The organism is Pseudoalteromonas sp. SCSIO 43210 (assembly GCF_054133285.1).
In genome coordinates, this window is the sequence record NZ_CP087225.1 from 4,148,615 (window position 1) to 4,167,601 (window position 18,987).

An 18,987-nucleotide genomic window follows, 5' to 3' on the forward strand; every position below is an offset into this window, starting at 1 on the left:
ATTAACTTACAATTAAAAGTAGTGAGTATTTTAATTGTAAGTAGTTATTAAATTTATGCAAAGTGCGCGTTTTATTCCCTTTAGAAAGCAAGATATTGTTGATATGTGCAGCGAAGAGCTTAGAAGCAGTACACAAAAAACATCGTTTAAACAATTTTGCGATTTACTAGCCAGCCTTATTCATTACGATTACCACGCAACACTTGAATCACTTAAAAATAACTACGCCCCGTTTGATCCTAATAGTGACACGCGATCATTAGCGCCAGTATCGGCGGTTCAAAAAGCGCAGTGCCAACGTGAGTTTGCTAAAGATTTTGCCAAAGTACTCAATGCTGCTAATTTTGAAGTGATCACCAATGAAGACTTACAAGATGCATTAAACGAAGAGTCACTATTTAAGGTGCGCCTTGAAGTTGAATTTGACGACTTTGAAGAAGTGGTTTTTTATCGCCGTGGCGAATCGCAACTCACTGAAGCCATTACCAGCTTTTGGGGCCTTCGTAAAAAGCCGCTGCACTTTACTAATTACGACCGTGTTGCCGTGTTTATTCGCTTTAAAGACAGCGCTTATTTTGAAGCTAAAAATAAAACGCCACTGGGATTTGAGCCAAGCTCAACCATAGTAAAGCTGTTTCAAAATGTGCCAAAGGCCGATCTCGAAATGCTATTTCCTAATAGCGAAGTACGCATGCGCCCTATTGATAAAGCAATTATTGGCTCATCGGCTTTAGTTGGCGGTGCAGTGGTACTTATAACTAAACTTGGCGCATCAATCGTATTATTGCTTGCTCTGTTTGCTTTTTGGGGTGGTTTTAGAAGTGAAGCTGTAGAAATGACCCAACAACACTTTATTACCTTTGCTATTGGCATGGGAGTATTTGGCAGCTTTATTTTTAAAGAATGGAGTAAGTTTAAAAACCGTAAAATTAAATTTATGAAAGCGCTTAGCGATAACCTCTACTTTAAAAACCTCGATAACAACGCGGGTGTTTTTCACACGCTTATTGACGCCGCCGAAGAAGAAGACATAAAAGAAGCGCTGCTTGCGTATACCTTTTTACTAAAATCAGAAAGCGGCTTAACCGCACAAACGCTTGATGAACAAATAGAGCATTGGTTTAAAAGTAAATACCAGTGCGATCTTGATTTTGAAATTAGCGACGCACTTGAAAAGCTGATACGTATGCGTTTGGTAACGTGCACTAGTGATGTGTATAGCGCAATCAATTTAGAACACGCAAAAACGATATTAGATGAGCGCTGGGATAATCTTTTTCAATATAATTAATGTAGTATTTTTGCTAAATAATACCCAAATAAAAAAGCAGCTGATAAGTACAGCTGCTTTTTTATTATATTATCAATAGCTAGTATTTAAGCTAATTCAGCTTCTGCTTTTTTAGTAAATTTAGAATGCACTAACTTATAAAGCGCAGGCAATATTAACAGTGTCAGTAAAGTTGATGAAATAATCCCGCCAACCACTACTGTGGCGAGAGGTTTTTGCATTTCAGAACCCGTTCCCGAATTAAGCGCCATAGGTATAAAGCCTAAACTTGCCACCAGCGCAGTCATCAGTACTGGGCGCAGGCGCTGTAATGCACCGCTGTGAATTGCTTCAAACAAACTTAAGCCGTCGCTTCGTAACTGCTTAATAAACGACAGCATAACCACGCCGTTTAATACCGCGACACCACTTAGGGCAATAAACCCCACACCCGCTGAAATTGAAAGCGGCATATCGCGCAGCAATAACGCAAGCACACCCCCCGTTAATGCCAGTGGCACACCACTAAATATAATCAATGAATCACGAAGCGATCCAAAGGCGCTATACAGTAAGCCAAATATAAGCAATAAAGTGACCGGCACAACCAACGATAATCGCTTACTTGCTGATTGTAGCTGCTCAAACGTGCCGCCGTATTCAAGCCAATAGCCACTTGGTAAATTAAGTGATTCATTCATGCTCGCTTGCGCATCACTTACAAAGCTTGCTAAATCGCGCCCCTCTACATTGGCAGTTACCACGACGTTGCGCTTACCGCTTTCACGGTTTATTTGATTAGGCCCTTTTTCAATGCTGATTGTCGCTACTTCGCCAAGCGGTACAAATGCAAGTTCTGGGTTACTATCTTTAGGTAAAGCAACTGGCAAACGAGCAAGTGCTGATACATCGCTAGACCAACGCTTATCAAGGCGTACTAATAACGAAAAACGTTTATCGCCTTCGTAAATTAGTCCGGTTTGCACGCCGCCAACAGCGGCGGCAAGTGTTTGTTGAATGTCGTTTACGCTTAAACCTAATAACGCCATATGGTCGCGCATTGGTGTTACCGAAAGTGTTGGCAATCCTTCCATTTGCTCCAAACGTACATCGGTAGCACCTGCAATATTACGCATTAGCCCTGTGGCTTTTTCGCCAAACTCTTTAAGTACGCTTAAGTCGTCACCATAAATACGCAGTGCCACATCGGCGCGCACGCCAGCAATTAACTCGTTAAAGCGCATTTCTATTGGTTGTGTAAATTCGTAATTATTAGCAGGTACATCGTTAACACGGGTACGAATTTGCTGAACCAATTCTGCTTTAGTGAGTGCTGGATTAGGCCACTCTTCTTGCGGTTTGAGTATTAAAAAAGTATCGGCAACATTGGGCGGCATAGGATCGCTTGCTACATCAGCAGTACCAATTTTTGAAAATACGTTAGCAACCTCAGGCTGATCTAATATGGCTTGTTCAAGTTCTTTTTGCATTTGCACAGATTGCTCAATACCAGTGCCAGTAATGCGCAGCGCGTGCATAGCAATATCGCCCTCATCAAGTTTCGGTAAAAATTCTGCGCCCATGTTTTTAACTTTAAAACCAAGCACTAATACTAATGCAGTGGCAATACCCACCATCAGCCACGGTAATTTAAGCGATATACCAAGTAATGGCTTATACACTTTTTTAACGCCGCGCATGACTGCGTTTTCGGTTTCATCAACCTTACCGCGAACAAACACTGCAATAGCAGCAGGTACAAAGGTAACGCCAAATATAAGCGCGCCAATTAACGCCGCAACTACAGTAAATGCCATTGGCTGAAACATTTTGCCTTCAACGCCGCTTAGTGCAAATAAAGGTAAATAAACCAGCATAATAATAACAATGCCAAATACAGCCGGTGTAAATACTTCTTTGGTGGCTGCGGTCACTACATTTAAACGCTCGTTTAAGGTAAGTAGCCTGCCATGTTTATGCTGAGCTACACCGAGTTGGCGCAGGCAGTTTTCAACTACAATTACAGCACCATCAACAATTAAACCAAAGTCGATTGCGCCTAGGCTCATTAGGTTACCCGATACGCGATTACCCACCATACCTGTAACGGCAAACAACATACTCAACGGAATAACCATTGCCGTAATAAGCGCGCCCGTTACATTACCCAGCAGTAATAGCAAAATCACTATCACTAAAACGGCACCTTCAAATAAGTTGGTTTGCACGGTTGCTATGGTTTTATCAACAAGAGTTGTACGGTCGTAAACCGCTTCAACAATAACGCCAGCGGGTAAGCTTTTTTGCACATCAACTAACTTATCAGCCATCGCTTTTGCCACTACGCGGCTGTTTTCGCCAATTAGCATCATGGCGGTGCCGAGCACGGTTTCTTCGCCGTTATAAGTGGCCGCGCCGGTTCTAAGCTCTTTGCCTAAAAGCACGTTAGCCACATCTTTAATGCGTACAGGTGCATCGTCGCGCTTAGCTATAACGGTATTGGCTATGTCATCAATGGTTTTTAACTGCCCAGGCGAGCGTACTAAATATTGCCCGTCAAAGCGCTCAATATAGCCTGCGCCTCGGTTACTGTTATTAACCTCAAGTGCACTAATTACATCGCTAATAGTAAGCTTGTAGGCAATGAGTTTTTCGGGCACTGGCGCTACTTGATATTGGCGCTCAAAACCACCTTGGCTGTTTATTTCGGTTACGCCTTTTACTTTTAAAAGCTGAGGACGAATAACCCAATCTTGCAAAGTACGTAAATCTTCAGCGTTGTAGGCGGTACCATCTTCTTTTAACGCATTAGGCGCGGCGTGCACACTATAAGTAAATATTTCGCCTAAACCACTGGCAATAGGACCCAAGTTTGGCTCTACATTATTAGGTAAGTCGGAGCGAATACTTTGAATACGCTCACCAATTTGCTGACGCGCCCAATAAATATCGGTGCCTTCATCAAAAATAACCGTTACTTGCGAAAGCCCATAACGCGAAAGCGAACGGGTGTAATCAAGCTTAGGTATGCCCGCCATGGCGGTTTCTACCAAATAAGTAATGCGTTGCTCTACCTCTAATGGCGTAAAACCTTGCGCTTTGGTATTAATTTGCACTTGTACGTTAGTTATATCGGGTACTGCGTCTACCGCTAAATTTTGAATGTTGTATACACCAAATCCAGCAAATAAAAATGTAAGCGCAAGCACCAGCATGCGGCGTTTAACCGCAAAAGAAACTATCCAATTAATCATGGTGCCTCCTAGTGAGCGTGGCTTGCGCCGCTTTTTAAAATATCAGCTTTAATGACATAACTATTGTCTGTTACGTATTCGCTACCCGCGTTTAAACCTGCAAGTACTTCTACCCACTCGCTATTTTTTGCGCCTAAGGTAACGGGGCGCACTTCAAATACATTATTTTTACGAACAAACACACTGGGTTGACCGTTAAACTCTTGAATGGCTTGTGGCTTTACACGCACGCTGGCATTTATTTTAGCCACACTTACATCGCTATTTATATGCATGCCTGGGCGCCAATGCCCGTCTGGGTTATTAAGCTCTATACGGGCACGCGCTATGTGCCCGCCTGTCATCATTGGGGCTATAAAAAACACTTTGCCTTGCGTATTTAAATGGTGATGCAAGTCGTACACTTTAGCGCTTTGACCAATGGCGAGTTTTTCAATGTTTTCAGGAAAAGCCGATAACTCAACCCACACTTTATCAAGGTTAACTACCTGCATCAGTGCGCTGGTGCTTGCAAGCTCGCCACGCTTTAAGTATTGCTCGGTTACAACGCCGCTAATTGGGCTTTTAATGGCGTAATTTTGCAGTGTTTCGCGGTTGGTTACATTGGCAAGTACTTCGCCTTTTTTAACGTTTTGACCAATGCTTACAAAAATATCGCTGATCAATCCTGTATACGGCGCCATTACTTCTACCGTGCCATGTTGTGTTGGGGCAATAACGCCAAAAAGCGTATCGGTAATATCCACTTTACCACTTTGCGCTATCTCAGTTTTAATAACTGCGCGCTCAATAGCTCGCTCTGTTAGCGTGGTACGGCCTTCGTGTTGGTCGTATTCATAGCTAATGCTCTCGCCTTTATAATTAGCAGTAACGGTAAGTGCAAACGAATGTGGTTCGTTAATTGATTGCGTGCTAACAAGGTAGTCGCCCTCAGCTGCAAACTGTATATTTTGCGACCCTTCAACTAAGCGCTTTAAACTCATTGTTATGTTTAAGTCGTTTATATTAATTGGCTTATTTTGTTTATAGCCGTATACGCGCAGCTCAACATTACCTGCAAATTCTTGCAATTTAAGCTCAAGGGTTAATTTAGAGTCAGTTAATAAAAAGCCGCCGTGTGGACCTTGTTTTTTATCGTGTTGCTCTGTTTCTTTATGACCTGACTCGCCATGTTCAGCAGAGGCAAATACATCAGTGCTTACAAAGCTGCAGGCAAACGAAAGTGATACTAGTAATGCGATTATATTTTTATTCATGATTGATGAGTCTCAATTAAAGATTGGCCTGTTAAACGCTCAAGAGTAAGTAGCACTTGGTGCAGCTCTGCGTGAGTTGTAATAAGTGTGCGTTTAGAATCAAAAAGTGCTTGTTGAGCATCAAGCAATTGCAACACCGAAATTTGTCCGCGTTGATAACTTTTTAAGCTTTGCTCAATCAATGTTTGTGCCTGAGGAATAATTTGATCAGATAATAGCTTTGCCTGATTAGCTCGACCTTGATAATAAGCGTACAAAGTACGTACTTGCTGGCGTAGCTGGATGCGCAATTGCTCTTGCTGCTCATTTAAAAGCATGAGCTGACTATTTGCAGCTGCAATATTTCCGCTATTAGAGTTACTTAATTGCAGTGGCATAGAAAACGAAAACACTAATGAGCTGGAGTCGCTTTGTTGGTTATAGCGCACGCCTCCCCCTACATTAATATCGGTTTGTCCGTTTGCTTTTTGCAATGTTAAGTTGGCTGTTTGCTGTAAATATTGCTGCTGTAATAATGCAAATTCAGGGGCTTGGTTAACCGCATCTAAAAGTGCTTGCGCTGATTTAAGCGCAGTAATTGCATTAATATTGCCAGCAAAAGTGTTGTAGGGTTGATCCTCACTCCACAGCTCGTTAAGCGATAAACTTGCTCGCTCAAATTCACTATTAAGCATGGCTTTATCAAGCTCTACTTGGCTAAGTGCATAACGCATACGCGTTACATCGGCTTGCGACGCTGCACCCGCATTAGCTCTTTGTTCAATCGCTTTAAGCGCTTGGGTTACGACCTCTTTACGCTCGTTATTTAAACTTAATAATGTTTGAAATTTAAGCCCTTGGTAGTATCGCTCAGCAGTGGTTGCCAATAATGCTAAACGGGTATTTTGATACTGTATTGCTTGGGCTTTTATATTGGCGGTTGCGTAATTAATACGACTTTGGCGCTTATCGCCCAGCTCTATTAGTTGGCTAAGCCCAAGTGTTATTTCAGCGCCTTGAATGCCACGCGCCTTGTTAGTACCCAGTAAGTTTTCGGCTTCAACATTCAATACAGGATTAGGCGAAAGAGCTGCTTGAGTTTTAAGCGCACTCAATATTTTTTGATGATAAGGGTAGCGTTTTAATACCGGGTTTTGTTGTTCGGTATTACTCAGCGCTTGCTTAAGGGTTAATGTTTTAACATTCGCCAAAGTACTAAAAGCAGGTAACGCGCACATTAGCGCCACCAGTATAATTGGTTTTTTATTCATATAGCGTGTCCGTTTTTTAATAAACAGAGTTAACTTAATCACTACGCCTACTTTAAAAACAAGCGCGATCAAGTAACCTAAATATGCATATAACTAGCCTAATAGCGCATAAACGCAGGCTCTAATATACAAAGTATTTAAAGTTAGAAACTAGCTATAAAAATTTGGTGGCGGTACATCTGGCGGGTAATTTAACCCGTTATAGCACGCAGGCGAAGTTGCTTTACTTTGCTCTGGGCTTATTGAATGGCTAGAGGTGCTGTTGTAGCCACAATGGCAATGTTGGTGGGCATGAATCTCGGTAGTTGATGTTTTATCGCTTTGGTTATCATCGGCTGTGGAGTCGCCTTGCGATAACGAACTGGTTACGTGATCAACGTCTTCTTGCAAATGATACGCAGCGCCATCACAGCTAATAAAGCTGTGTACAAGCACTAATAATATCACTATTAAAAAACGGTTTGAGCGCATTACCTACCTAAAACTCTAAAATGCAATTTAAGAAATCGCACAATACCTTAAATTTATTCAAATGTAGAGAGCCGCTAACGTTATTTTCTAAATTCGCTTGGCGACACACCTACCGACTTCTTAAAACGTTTGGAAAAATTAAAAATATTAGAATACCCCACATAACTTGCCACATGCGAAATTGGCCAAGCCGTGTTTAACAATAAGTTTTTAGCCCGTTCAATTCGTAAATAAATAAGTTGTTGTATTGGGCTTTTACCAAATTGCGCTTGGCATAACCGATGTAAATGCGGCGATGAGTAATGCAGATGTTCGCACATTGCCTCTATTGTCCAATCAAACTGCAAGCGCTTGTCTACCTCTTCAAACAAACTAATTAAACGGTTATGCGCCGCACCTTGTGAGTTATTTTGCAGCGTAGCATTTAAGTAATGACTTAAAATAGGCGTTACGCTTTCGCGTAAATTAGCATTGGGCTCGCTGTATAAAAGCTCCATAGCAAGGTGTAACGGTTCAAGTTTTTGCTCGGTTAATACCAATGCTTGCGCTAAGTTTAAATGCTGCCAACGTTTAGTATTTGCAAGGTTTAACCAAATAACATCCCAATGTTCAGCATCAATTTTCACTTCAAAGCTTTGCTTTGCTGGTAGCACAATAAGTGTATTAGCATTAAGTGTGTACTGCTCATTTTGTGTTGTTAATTTACCCTGCCCTGCAAGCGTATAAAAAAGTGTATGTTCTAGCGGTGCTGAGCGTGCTACGCAATAACGACCCGATAGGTTTGAGCAACCCGCAAGTGCTATTTCAAGGTTTGGCATTTGCGCGAGCGTTTGTGAATCAATAAAGCGTTCTATACAGCGCGGACCAATATCGAGTATGTCTTTAATGTTATAGCGCATAATTACAATGATAGTTTTGGATAAATAAAGGAGAGCTTTAAGCATAACCCCTGCGATTATTTTTAGCTATATTTAGCGCATTATAATTGCCCGCTTATGCAATAGGATAAACATGACCTCTTTACAGCACATAATTAATCGCCGCGATTGGGAAAACCCAATTTCAGTACAAGTTAATCAAGTAAAAGCGCACAGCCCACTCAATGGATTTAAAAGCGTTGACCATGCCCGTACTAACACGCAATCGCAAAAACAAAGTTTAAACGGTCAGTGGGACTTTAAATTATTTGATAAACCCGAAGCAGTTGATGAATCGTTGCTAAGTGAAACACTAAATAGCAACTGGCAAAGTATTACAGTGCCTTCTAACTGGCAATTACACGGCTTTGATAAACCTATTTACTGTAATGTTAAGTACCCATTTGCAGTTAACCCGCCTTTTGTACCAAGCGACAACCCTACAGGCTGTTACCGCATTGAATTTAATATAAGCGAAAGTAAGCTAACTCAGCGTAATCATATTATTTTTGAAGGCGTTAACTCGGCGTTTCACCTGTGGTGTAACGGACAATGGGTGGGTTATTCACAAGATAGCCGTTTACCGAGCGAGTTTGATTTAAGCGAACTATTAGTTGCAGGCACTAACCGTATTGCCGTTATGGTTATTCGTTGGAGCGATGGCAGTTATTTAGAAGATCAGGACATGTGGTGGCTAAGCGGTATTTTTCGCGATGTTAACTTACTTACAAAACCACAAAACCAAATACGTGATGTGTTTATAACCCCCGATTTAGACGCTTGCTATCGCGATGCAACGCTACATATAAAAACGGCGATTAATGCGCCAAATAACTATCAAATAGCAGTGCAAGTTTTTGATGGCGAACAGGCGCTATGTGAGCCGCAAATTCAAAGTACTAACAATAAACGTGTTGATGAAAAAGGTGGCTGGAGCGATGTAGTATTTCAAACAATTGATATACAAAGCCCTAAAAAATGGACCGCCGAAACCCCGTACTTATACCGCTGCGTTGTGAGTCTGCTTGATGATCAAGGCAATACTATAGACGCAGAAGCCTACAACATTGGCTTTAGAAAAGTAGAAATGCTGAACGGGCAGCTTTGCTTAAACGGCAAACCGCTACTTATTCGCGGTGTTAACCGCCACGAACACCACCCAGAAAACGGCCATACAGTTACTACCGCCGATATGATTGAAGATATTAAGCTGATGAAGCAAAATAACTTTAATGCCGTGCGTACTGCTCATTACCCTAACCACCCTCGTTTTTACGAACTATGTGACGAGCTAGGTTTATACGTAGTTGATGAAGCAAATATAGAAACCCATGGCATGTTTCCTATGGGGCGTTTAGCTAGCGATCCGCAGTGGGCTGGTGCATTTATGTCGCGTTATACACAAATGGTTGAGCGCGATAAAAACCACACCTCAATTATTATTTGGTCACTAGGAAACGAATGCGGACACGGCGCCAATCATGATGCTATGTACGGCTGGTCAAAAAGCTTTGACCCTTCGCGCCCTGTGCAATACGAAGGCGGCGGCGCAAACACAAAAGCTACCGACATTATTTGCCCTATGTATGCTCGTGTAGATACCGATATTAAAGACGATGCGGTACCAAAATATTCAATTAAAAAGTGGCTAAGCCTACCGGGTGAAACGCGACCACTTATTTTATGCGAGTACGCCCATGCAATGGGTAACAGCCTAGGTAGCTTTGACGACTACTGGCAAGCATTTAGAGAATACCCTCGCCTGCAAGGTGGCTTTATTTGGGATTGGGTAGACCAAGGTTTATCTAAAACTGACGAAAACGGTGAGCATTATTGGGCTTACGGTGGCGATTTTGGTGATGAACTAAATGACCGTCAATTTTGTATTAACGGCTTATTATTTCCAGACCGTACGCCCCACCCTAGCCTGTTTGAAGCTAAATACAGCCAGCAACATTTACAATTTACGTTGCATGAGCAAAATCAAAACCAATACATCATTGATGTATTTAGCGATTATGTATTTAGACACACAGATAACGAAAAGCTCGTTTGGCAATTAATGCAAAATGGCGAATGTGTTGAACAAGGCGAGCAAATTATTAATATTGCTCCGCAAAGTACGCACACGTTAACGATTAAAACTAAAACAAAGTTTGAGCAAGGTGTGCAATATCACCTTAATTTAGATGTAGCACTTATTAACGATTGTAGCTTTGCAAGTGCAGAACATATATTAAACACCGAGCAGTTTAAGCTTATAAATAGTAATAATTTAAACAGTAAATCATTTGCATCAACTACAGAGCAAAGCGCTATAAGTATTAGCGAAACCGACTCTCAACTATGTATTGAAAACGATAAATTTAAACTTGTTTTTAGCAAGCAATCAGGGCTTATAGAGCAGTGGTTACAAAACGATATCCAAGTTATTAGTAGCCCACTGGTTGATAACTTTTATCGTGCCCCGCTTGATAACGACATTGGTGTAAGCGAAGTAGACAATCTAGACCCCAATGCATGGGAGGCTCGTTGGTTGCGTGCAGGTATAGGGCAATGGCAGCGCACATGCAGCTCAATTCACGCAGTGCAATCAAGCGTTGATGTACGTATTACTTGTGTATTTAATTACGAATTTAATGGCGTGCTACAGGCTCAAACACAGTGGCTATATACACTAAATAATACCGGTAAGATTAGCTTAAATATTGACGTGCACTTAAACGATACTCTGCCACCAATGCCGCGCATAGGGCTAAGTACAACGCTTAACAAGCAAAGCGATACAAAAATAAACTGGCTAGGTTTAGGGCCTTTTGAAAACTACCTAGATCGCAAAGCCGCAGCACGTTTAGGTTATTACAGCTTGAGCTTAAATGAGCTACATACACCGTATATATTCCCAACTGATAATGGCCTGCGTAGCGATTGCCAATTGCTGAGTATTAATAACTTAACCGTGACTGGCGCGTTTTTGTTTGCAGCCAGCGAGTATTCGCAAAGTACGCTAACGCAAGCAAAACATACTAACGAACTAATTGCTGATGATTGCGTACATGTACACATTGATCATCAACATATGGGTGTAGGTGGCGATGATTCATGGAGCCCAAGTACCCATAAAGAATATTTACTTAAGCAAAAACAGTACAGCTATTCTTTAACATTATCTGCTAAATAATTTAAACAAAAATAGCGGCCAAATTGGCCGCTATTTTTTAATTTAAAAACTCTATTTATTAGCTAGTTTTTTAACTAATACGTTATCAAGCGAAAAACTTCCCGCTCCCTGAATTGCTAAAACCACAGTTACAACAAGTAACGTTAATGCATATTCATAACCATTGTTTGCCATAAATAAGCCATTACTAATATGTACGCTAAAAATAGCAATCAGCATAGTAAAGCCAGAAACTACAGCAGCAGGGCGCGTTAACAAACCAATTGCTAATGCAATGCCACCAAAAAACTCAGCGCTACCAGCCATCATTGCTAACCAATAGCCAGGCTCTAAACCAATACTCGCCATCCACTGCCCAGTGCCTTCAAGCCCGTAACCGCCAGACCAAGCAAATAGTTTTTGTGCTCCATGCGCCGCTAAAATAAGGCCAACTGGCACTCGTAAAATTAATGCTGCTACGCCTGCTTTTGAGCTAAGTAATGTGTTTAGTAATTTCATGAGTTTTAGTCCTGTTTGAATTTATTTAATCGTTAGGTTTTTCCTAACCGTTGAACACAGTTTACTATCATCAGTAAAAACATTAACATGGGATTTATTGGTTAATTAGCAACGCAGTGTTTATAATAATCCATAAAAAAACCGCCAACCCAAAGGTTGACGGTTTTTTATTAACGTATTACTTAGGGCGTGTTGATCTTTGTGGATTGAAATTTGTTCAATCTAGGGGCGATTAAATCGCGGCGCGAGGTTTGTAACCTAGTGGTCTAAGTAAAAACCGAGCAACAAAGAGTTAATCGTCCCTAGAAAGAACCCAAAGGGCAGCGCATGTTTGGTATTTATGCTGCGTTATCGCCTATTCATGGGGAATAACCACACTACATAGGCTCCGCCTTGCCTAAAAACCAAACATACTGCTGCAAATTCACCCACCAAAGATCAACACGCCCTAGTATATTTAAGTAAGCGCTTAGCTTTGAAAATTAAGCGACTGCTTGCTCTAAAATTTCGCGGCTTTCTTTAAGCGTAATAGCTTGGTTTTCACCAAGTGCCAGCATGCCGTGCGCTTCAAGTTTGCCAATAATATTGTCAATAGCTGCAGCTTTATCATCGCCATGCTCAGTAAGCTGGGTCGCTACGTCAAGGCTGTGGTAAAACGCTTCAATCGCTAGAATTGTTTTCTCAGCCAGGTCGTCAGATTGCTCAAGACCAAACACATTTTTACCCATTTGCTCAAGCTTTGCTTTTTTAACTGCAAATTGGTTGCGCAGTAAAGAAGGCTGAACAATAGCAAGTGAACGTGCATGGTCAACGCCGTAAGCGGCTGTAAGCTCGTGACCAATCATGTGCGTAGCCCAATCTTGCGATACGCCAGAACCAATTAGACCGTTAAGTGCTTGGTTAGCAGACCACATAAGGTTTGCGCGCCATGCGTCGTCTTGGTTTTCAAAGTTATCGCCCAGTGTTTTAAGCGCTTTTAATAGTGCTTCTGCGTAGCCATCTTGTACAAGTGCGCCTGCTGGGAATGTTAAGTATTGCTCACAGGTATGAACCCATGCGTCTACTAAACCATTTACAAGTTGGCGCTGTGGTAATGTTTTCATTACATCAGGGTCCATAATTGCAAACTTAGGTTGTACCGCAGGAGACATAAACGGAAGTTTTTGTTTAGTCGCAGCTTTGCTCACAACAGAACCTTGGTTAGACTCAGAACCTGTAGCAGGAAGAGTAAGTACTGCCCCAATAGGTAATGCGCTAGTTACTTTATGTTTACCAGTAGGAATATCCCAACCTTCGCCATCATAAACTGCAGATGCTGCGATGTATTTAACGCCGTCGATTACTGAGCCGCCGCCTACACCTAGTACAAAGTCGATACCTTGTTCTTTACAAATTTTTACTGCCTGGTCTAGTACTTCAATTGTTGGGTTAGCGCCAACGCCCGAAAACTCTACCCAATCAAAGCCTTCAAGTGCTGCAGCAACTTGGTCGTACACGCCGTTCTTTTTAATTGAACCGCCGCCGTACACTACAAGTACTTTTTGATCCTTTGCGATCAAATCAGTTAGTGAGGCAATTTGTTCTTGACCGAACTGGATAAGTGTTGGATTTACGTAGCTAAATTTCATTATTTTGCTCCTAGGTGACGGTTAATTGCTGAGTACTTTACTTAGTTACCTAATAAAGTATCGATGCGTGCATATTAATGGCAAAACAAACATAAAAAAAGCCCAATAACTCGCAAAAGCTTGCCTAAAACTATCAACGTTGTTATTTTACGCAAAATACACTCAATTAAAGATGCCTTTTATGCCCACCATAGCCAATATGTTGCAACAATACGCCGAGCATAATCAATTACTCAGCTTTGAAGGCACCATGGAAACTATTATTCCAGGCGTGTATTTTCATCGAGCAACTAAAAGCTCGCCGCGTCAGCCGCTTATATATAACTCAGGTATTATTATTGTTGGACAGGGTCATAAAATAATTCACTTTCCTGAACATCAAATAAGATACGGTGCAGGGGACTACTTAGTCCTTGGCGTACCGGTGCCATTAGAATGTGAAGCATTTACCGATAACGATTTACCCGTTATGGGCATTGCCATAGATATAAACCCTGCAATGCTACACAAACTCGTTAATCAAATAATGCAGCATAAGCCTCTTTCAGCGTCATCGTCGTCAGCACAAATTGGCGCAGTGCAGTCGGCAACTCTAGATACAGCAATGGAGCTCATTACCCATCGGCTATTGACTGTTTTAAATAACCCACTTGAGGCAGAAATATTTGGCGAAGATATAGTAAAAGAATTGGTATATCGCGTACTCTGCGGCCCTCAAGGCAACACTTTAATAGGCCTTGCGATGCATGATGGGCATTATGCTCGCATAGCACGTACGCTCTCCACTATGCACAGTAGTTATGCAAACCAAATAACTGTTGAAGGTTTGGCGGAAGATGTAAACATGAGTGTATCGTCGTTTCATCGCGCCTTTAAGCAAATTACCTTTGAATCCCCTCTACAGTACTTAAAAAAAGTACGCTTGGCTAAAGCAAAAGAACTCATTACTGCCAGCGGCAGTAAAGCCAATGAAGCCGCGTTAAGAGTAGGTTATACCAGTCCATCGCAGTTTAGCCGTGAGTTTAAACGCCTCTTTAATAAAACACCTAGCGAAGTATTAACTCAGCTACATAGCTAGCCCACAAAAAAGCCACTATAAAAAGTGGCTTTAAATAGCACGAGTGAAAAACTATACTTTTTTAAATAAAACCTCTGGGTTAACCATGGTTTTCATTTCAAGTACATTGCCATTTGGATCTTCAATAAAAAATGTTTCTTGCTCAAACTCATCACCAATAAAGCGACGGTAAGGTTTATCAAGATACTCTATACCCGCACTTTGTATTCGTACTTTTAACGCGTTAAAGTCGGTTTCTGATAAATGAATACCAAAATGCGGTACAGCTACAGCGCCCATATCTACGTCGTGGCGCACTGTAGGAAGACGCTCAACACTTTGATGCAATGTTAACTCGTTACCCCAAAAGTCGATATCAACCCAGCGACCCTCTTCACTATTACCGGTTTTACAACCAAGTACGTCACAATAAAATGCTTTAGTGACTTTTAAATCACCAGCTGGAATAGCTAAATGCAAACAGTTAGACATAAATTACCCTTGGTTAACTCTTTTAATATACTAAATTACCCGCATTATACATAAATCTTAATTTATAGAACATTAACAGCCATATAATTAAGCATATTTAATACTTTCAAAATGATTAATAAACAACCTTATTAAAGTTAGTGAATACTTATGCAATTATATTTGCAGGCAGTGCTTTAAAACCAAAAAGGGTTACTTTAAAATGCGTGGACTATGATTAAATTCTTATCTTTAAAATTCATCACTTTTTTTATAGGTTTTATATCCTGCTTTGTGATGCATACAACATTTAATGTTCCATTAGTGATTTCGGCCGCATTAACTGGGCTCATTGGCTCGTTTATACCGTTTCCTAAAAATGTTAAAAATCACCCTTATGCTGCTATTTATGCCGGTAGTTTTGCTGGCATGTGCTCGACTAATTTAATTACTAGTTATTGGGAGATTGTAATTATCTCGCTTATAGGTGCTAGTTTGTATGTGCTTACTATGAACTTATTTACTGGTTTTGGCGGCAAGTTAGGTGGTGTTGCTTTTGCAAGTGTTGCAATATTTGTATTAGCTAAAGGGATTGTATTATGAGCCTTGAATATCCGTTAATTGCGCTGCTAGGGGCATTTTTAACGTTTTTTTTAGCAAAACATAATCGCTTTGATGCCATAAGAGCATCAGCTGCGCTTTCCATTGTTGCCTATCTACTTCTTAGCGTGCTTAACTTAAACCCTGAGCTTTACAGCATTGTGTTTTTTGGCGGCACATTTATAGGCATGAGCGCCCCACATCGCTTTGGTATATATACTGTAACTAACTCAGCCATTATTTTTTCAATACTCTTTGAGTATTTAGTTCCAAGGCTCGATGGCTATGGCGGCGCACTTGGCATTAGCGCGTTTTTGTCTGTATGTATTTGCCATACTTTTATTCTACTAGGCGCACCAAGAAGTAAAAAATAGTTAGGATTTACGAAAGCATGTGGGGTAACCAAATAAAACGTTTAGCTTTGCTTTAATGCCTTTTACTCTATAAATGCTTTTTATCAAATAGTCCCATTGGTGAAATGTTATTTTAAATGGGTTGTTAGTCTTTAACTGTCCTACGATGCCATATTTACAGGTTTTATTTGGGTCTTCCTCAATAAAGGTGCCAAATAATTTATCCCAAATAATTAATACACCCGCAAAATTTTTATCCAGGTAGCCTGCATTAATTGCATGATGCACTCTGTGATGAGAAGGTGTATTAAACACCTTTTCAAACCAACCAAGCTTATTCACTATTTGTGTATGCACAAAAAACTGATACGCCAAGTTGAGCGCCACAACAGTTAGGACTGTCATTGGGTCAAACCCGATCAACATCATAGGTAACCAAAATATCCACATGCCCACCAAGGGATACATTAAGCTTTGCCTAAACGCGGTAGTAAAATTCATTTTAGTGGAACTATGGTGTACGACATGCGCCGCCCATAACCAATGAATATGATGTGATGCTTTATGAAACCAATAGTACAAAAAGTCTTGCAGTAAAAAAGCACATAAAATAGAAAATACAGAAAGCTCTATATCAAACAAGCGGTATCCGTAAAGCCAATAAAAAAACGGCATAAGTATAATTAATGAAAGCGCATCTGCTCCTTGATGCATTAAAGCCAAAACCGTATTAGCTAGGCTGTCTTTTATACTGTAATAACGCCTAAACGCTATAAATTCAAATACTACAAAGGTTAAAAATACAGGGCTTAAGGCAAGTAAAATAATTTCAACACTCATGTTGTGCACTCCTTAAAATAGCGCTCTAATTTTGTAAGTGCGTTTTTAATATCTTTTTTAATGAAAAATTTAAGTATAAAACTGGGCATCCACCAAGGTGAAATACACTGTATAGAATAAGTAAGCTCAGTAGAGATAAATGCCTGCTTTTCGATAGCAGTTAAATAAATATCACCTTGATGAGCAGCCACAGGCTTATTGCCCACAATTTGATAGCAAATGTGATTATCACTAGCACTTATAACTTGCTCAGTAAAAGTATACCCTGATGTTCTAACTTGCCTCACGGCTCCTTTTCCGCCGTTTATCTGCCCGCAATTTTGCGGTTTCAATAATAAAAATTGAGCGTTAAAAAACCTATTTAAACGTTCATGATCAAGCAACACATTAATTATTTCAGTGGGAGGAGCTGCAAGGTTTCGTTTTAAATTTATTAATATCACTGCTATAACCTTAAAAATTATTCACCTAGGGCCCGTTTATCTTTCTAAGTTAAATTTGCAGCCGTATGCTTGGTTTTTAGGCAAGGCTGCGCCCATGTTGTGTGGTTATTTCCCATAAATAGACGATAACGCAGTATAAATACCAAACATGATCTCCCTTTGAGTTCGTCCTAGGGGCGGTAGCAGGATACAGAACTTTGCTCAGCTTTTAGGATGTAAGCCAGATCGGTAACACATGAGTAGGTACTTAGCCTTCTAGGTTACAAACCTCGCGCTGCGATTAAATTGCCCCTAAATAGAACAAACTTTAATCCCCAAAGGTCAATAGGTCCTAGCATAATAAAATTTTACATGGCAGACTTGCTCATACACGACCATTTTTTAGCTTTAGACGACAAATGTACTCACTTGCTGATCATTACTTTTCAAGTACTCTTGATTACTTACAAAGCCAAGGTATAGCCAATGAAGTGGCTTTGAAGGCCATCAAATTTACTGAGTACATTGATAATAAAGCACGACAATTCGCACCTCGTATTACCTTAACTAGTTACAACGCATTACTTGAATATTCACAAAAAACACTTAACGATCCCCTGTTCGGCTTTAAGCTTGGGCAGCATATTCGCACAGCAAATTTTGGAATTTTAGGTTACTTAATAGAATCAAGCGATAGTTTAGCCAGTGCTATACAGGTACTTTTAAATTATGACAGCTTGGTCGCTGACATAGGTAAATCACAATTTGAGCAGCTTGGAGATATTGCAATTATTCGCTGGCTACCGCATCCAAGTTGTAACGAACAGGTTATTTTGCGTAATATGACTGCTTGGGTATGTGTAATACGTCAATTACTTAACTCCAAACTATCTCCTAGTTCAATATGTTTTACGCATCACTACTCAAAAGAACATTTAAATACATTGGCTACGTGGTTTAATTGCCCTGTAAGCATAAACGCTAAGTACAATGAAATTTCATTCCCGAGTAGTTATTTAACCCTGCCATTTAAAACCGATAACGCAGCAGTTCACTTAGCACTTAGGCAAATATCAGAGCAGCAGCTTTCTAACTTTAAAAGCCAGCAACATGTAAGCGAAAAAATTAACCATATGCTTATGGTAAAAACCGACTTGCAAGAGTGCGACTTAATACGTACTGCAAATGCGCTAAATATCACGCCAAGGACCCTTCAACGGCATTTAAAGCTAGAGCAAACATCCTTTGCAATATTACTCGAACAAGAGCGTAAAAGACGTATTCCCTTATTAATAGGAACACAATCCTTAGCCAATTTAGCTTTATCACTCGGCTTTAAAGATCAGAGTTCGTTTAATCGGGCATTTAAACGCTGGTACTCATATAGCCCTATTAAATATTTTAAAATGCAAATAGGTAAATAAACCTACAATATAAAATTTACTTATTTCATACATTTGAGTATATATTTCAGACAAGAGTCTTTAAACTCAAGACATTGTAGTTAAAAAGATTATTG

At 40.5% G+C, this 18,987-nt stretch carries 16 protein-coding genes; 6 read left to right on the forward strand and 10 right to left on the reverse strand.

Features of this window, described 5'->3' with window-relative positions; all coding sequences use genetic code 11:
* Window positions 1-55 precede the first annotated feature (55 nt).
* A complete protein-coding gene (locus LOS73_RS18105) occupies window positions 56-1,291 on the forward strand; it encodes a TMEM143 family protein (RefSeq protein ID WP_457934075.1) in 1,236 nt (411 codons plus the stop codon).
* A gap of 86 nt (window positions 1,292-1,377) precedes the next feature.
* Here LOS73_RS18105 and LOS73_RS18110 read toward each other — a convergent pair whose 3' ends face one another.
* From LOS73_RS18110 to LOS73_RS18130, 5 genes are all read right to left on the reverse strand, one after another.
* Window positions 1,378-4,524: an efflux RND transporter permease subunit gene (locus tag LOS73_RS18110; protein WP_457934076.1), complete on the reverse strand. Its 3,147-nt coding sequence runs from the start codon at window positions 4,522-4,524 to the stop codon at window positions 1,378-1,380.
* Between the two features lie 8 nt (window positions 4,525-4,532).
* A complete protein-coding gene (locus tag LOS73_RS18115) occupies window positions 4,533-5,780 on the reverse strand; it encodes an efflux RND transporter periplasmic adaptor subunit (protein WP_033028712.1) in 1,248 nt (415 codons plus the stop codon).
* On the reverse strand, window positions 5,777-7,030 hold the full coding sequence (locus tag LOS73_RS18120; protein WP_457934077.1) for a TolC family protein: 1,254 nt from the start codon (window positions 7,028-7,030) through the stop codon (window positions 5,777-5,779). Before LOS73_RS18120 ends, LOS73_RS18115 begins: the two co-directional genes overlap by 4 nt.
* Window positions 7,031-7,180: 150 nt before the next feature.
* Entirely contained in the window at window positions 7,181-7,501 is a 321-nt protein-coding gene (locus tag LOS73_RS18125; RefSeq protein ID WP_008135125.1) for a hypothetical protein, read from the reverse strand.
* Between the two features lie 80 nt (window positions 7,502-7,581).
* A complete protein-coding gene (locus tag LOS73_RS18130; RefSeq protein ID WP_457934975.1) occupies window positions 7,582-8,400 on the reverse strand; it encodes an AraC family transcriptional regulator in 819 nt (272 codons plus the stop codon).
* Window positions 8,401-8,512: 112 nt separating this feature from the next.
* Here LOS73_RS18130 and LOS73_RS18135 point away from each other — a divergent pair, with 112 nt between their 5' ends.
* Window positions 8,513-11,599, forward strand: coding sequence for a beta-galactosidase (locus tag LOS73_RS18135; protein ID WP_457934078.1), 3,087 nt, complete (start codon window positions 8,513-8,515; stop codon window positions 11,597-11,599).
* Window positions 11,600-11,650: 51 nt separating this feature from the next.
* Here the strand turns inward: LOS73_RS18135 and LOS73_RS18140 are convergent, their stop codons facing one another.
* Complete coding sequence (locus LOS73_RS18140) at window positions 11,651-12,097, reverse strand: DoxX family protein (RefSeq protein ID WP_457934079.1); 447 nt, start codon at window positions 12,095-12,097, stop codon at window positions 11,651-11,653.
* A 482-nt stretch (window positions 12,098-12,579) separates the two neighbouring features.
* Window positions 12,580-13,725, reverse strand: coding sequence for an iron-containing alcohol dehydrogenase (locus LOS73_RS18145; protein WP_007378228.1), 1,146 nt, complete (start codon window positions 13,723-13,725; stop codon window positions 12,580-12,582).
* Between the two features lie 181 nt (window positions 13,726-13,906).
* Here LOS73_RS18145 and LOS73_RS18150 point away from each other — a divergent pair, with 181 nt between their 5' ends.
* On the forward strand, window positions 13,907-14,803 hold the full coding sequence (locus LOS73_RS18150) for an AraC family transcriptional regulator (RefSeq protein ID WP_149606459.1): 897 nt from the start codon (window positions 13,907-13,909) through the stop codon (window positions 14,801-14,803).
* A 51-nt stretch (window positions 14,804-14,854) separates the two neighbouring features.
* Here LOS73_RS18150 and LOS73_RS18155 read toward each other — a convergent pair whose 3' ends face one another.
* On the reverse strand, window positions 14,855-15,274 hold the full coding sequence (locus tag LOS73_RS18155) for a VOC family protein (RefSeq protein WP_007378226.1): 420 nt from the start codon (window positions 15,272-15,274) through the stop codon (window positions 14,855-14,857).
* A 213-nt stretch (window positions 15,275-15,487) separates the two neighbouring features.
* Between LOS73_RS18155 and LOS73_RS18160 the strand changes: the two genes are divergently transcribed.
* A complete protein-coding gene (locus LOS73_RS18160) occupies window positions 15,488-15,856 on the forward strand; it encodes a hypothetical protein (RefSeq protein WP_457934080.1) in 369 nt (122 codons plus the stop codon).
* Window positions 15,853-16,227 (forward strand): hypothetical protein, encoded by a 375-nt coding sequence (locus tag LOS73_RS18165; protein ID WP_007378224.1) that lies wholly within the window; start codon window positions 15,853-15,855, stop codon window positions 16,225-16,227. Before LOS73_RS18160 ends, LOS73_RS18165 begins: the two co-directional genes overlap by 4 nt.
* On the opposite strand, the gene LOS73_RS18170 is transcribed toward LOS73_RS18165, so the two are convergent.
* The gene (locus LOS73_RS18170; protein ID WP_457934081.1) at window positions 16,228-17,046 is read right to left on the reverse strand and encodes a sterol desaturase family protein; all 819 of its coding nucleotides are present in this window, start codon (window positions 17,044-17,046) and stop codon (window positions 16,228-16,230) included. It abuts the gene before it with no gap.
* A complete protein-coding gene (locus tag LOS73_RS18175) occupies window positions 17,043-17,489 on the reverse strand; it encodes an SRPBCC family protein (RefSeq protein WP_457934082.1) in 447 nt (148 codons plus the stop codon). Before LOS73_RS18175 ends, LOS73_RS18170 begins: the two co-directional genes overlap by 4 nt.
* Window positions 17,490-17,887: 398 nt before the next feature.
* Here LOS73_RS18175 and LOS73_RS18180 point away from each other — a divergent pair, with 398 nt between their 5' ends.
* Window positions 17,888-18,892, forward strand: coding sequence for an AraC family transcriptional regulator ligand-binding domain-containing protein (locus LOS73_RS18180; RefSeq protein WP_457934083.1), 1,005 nt, complete (start codon window positions 17,888-17,890; stop codon window positions 18,890-18,892).
* Window positions 18,893-18,987: the final 95 nt, after the last annotated feature.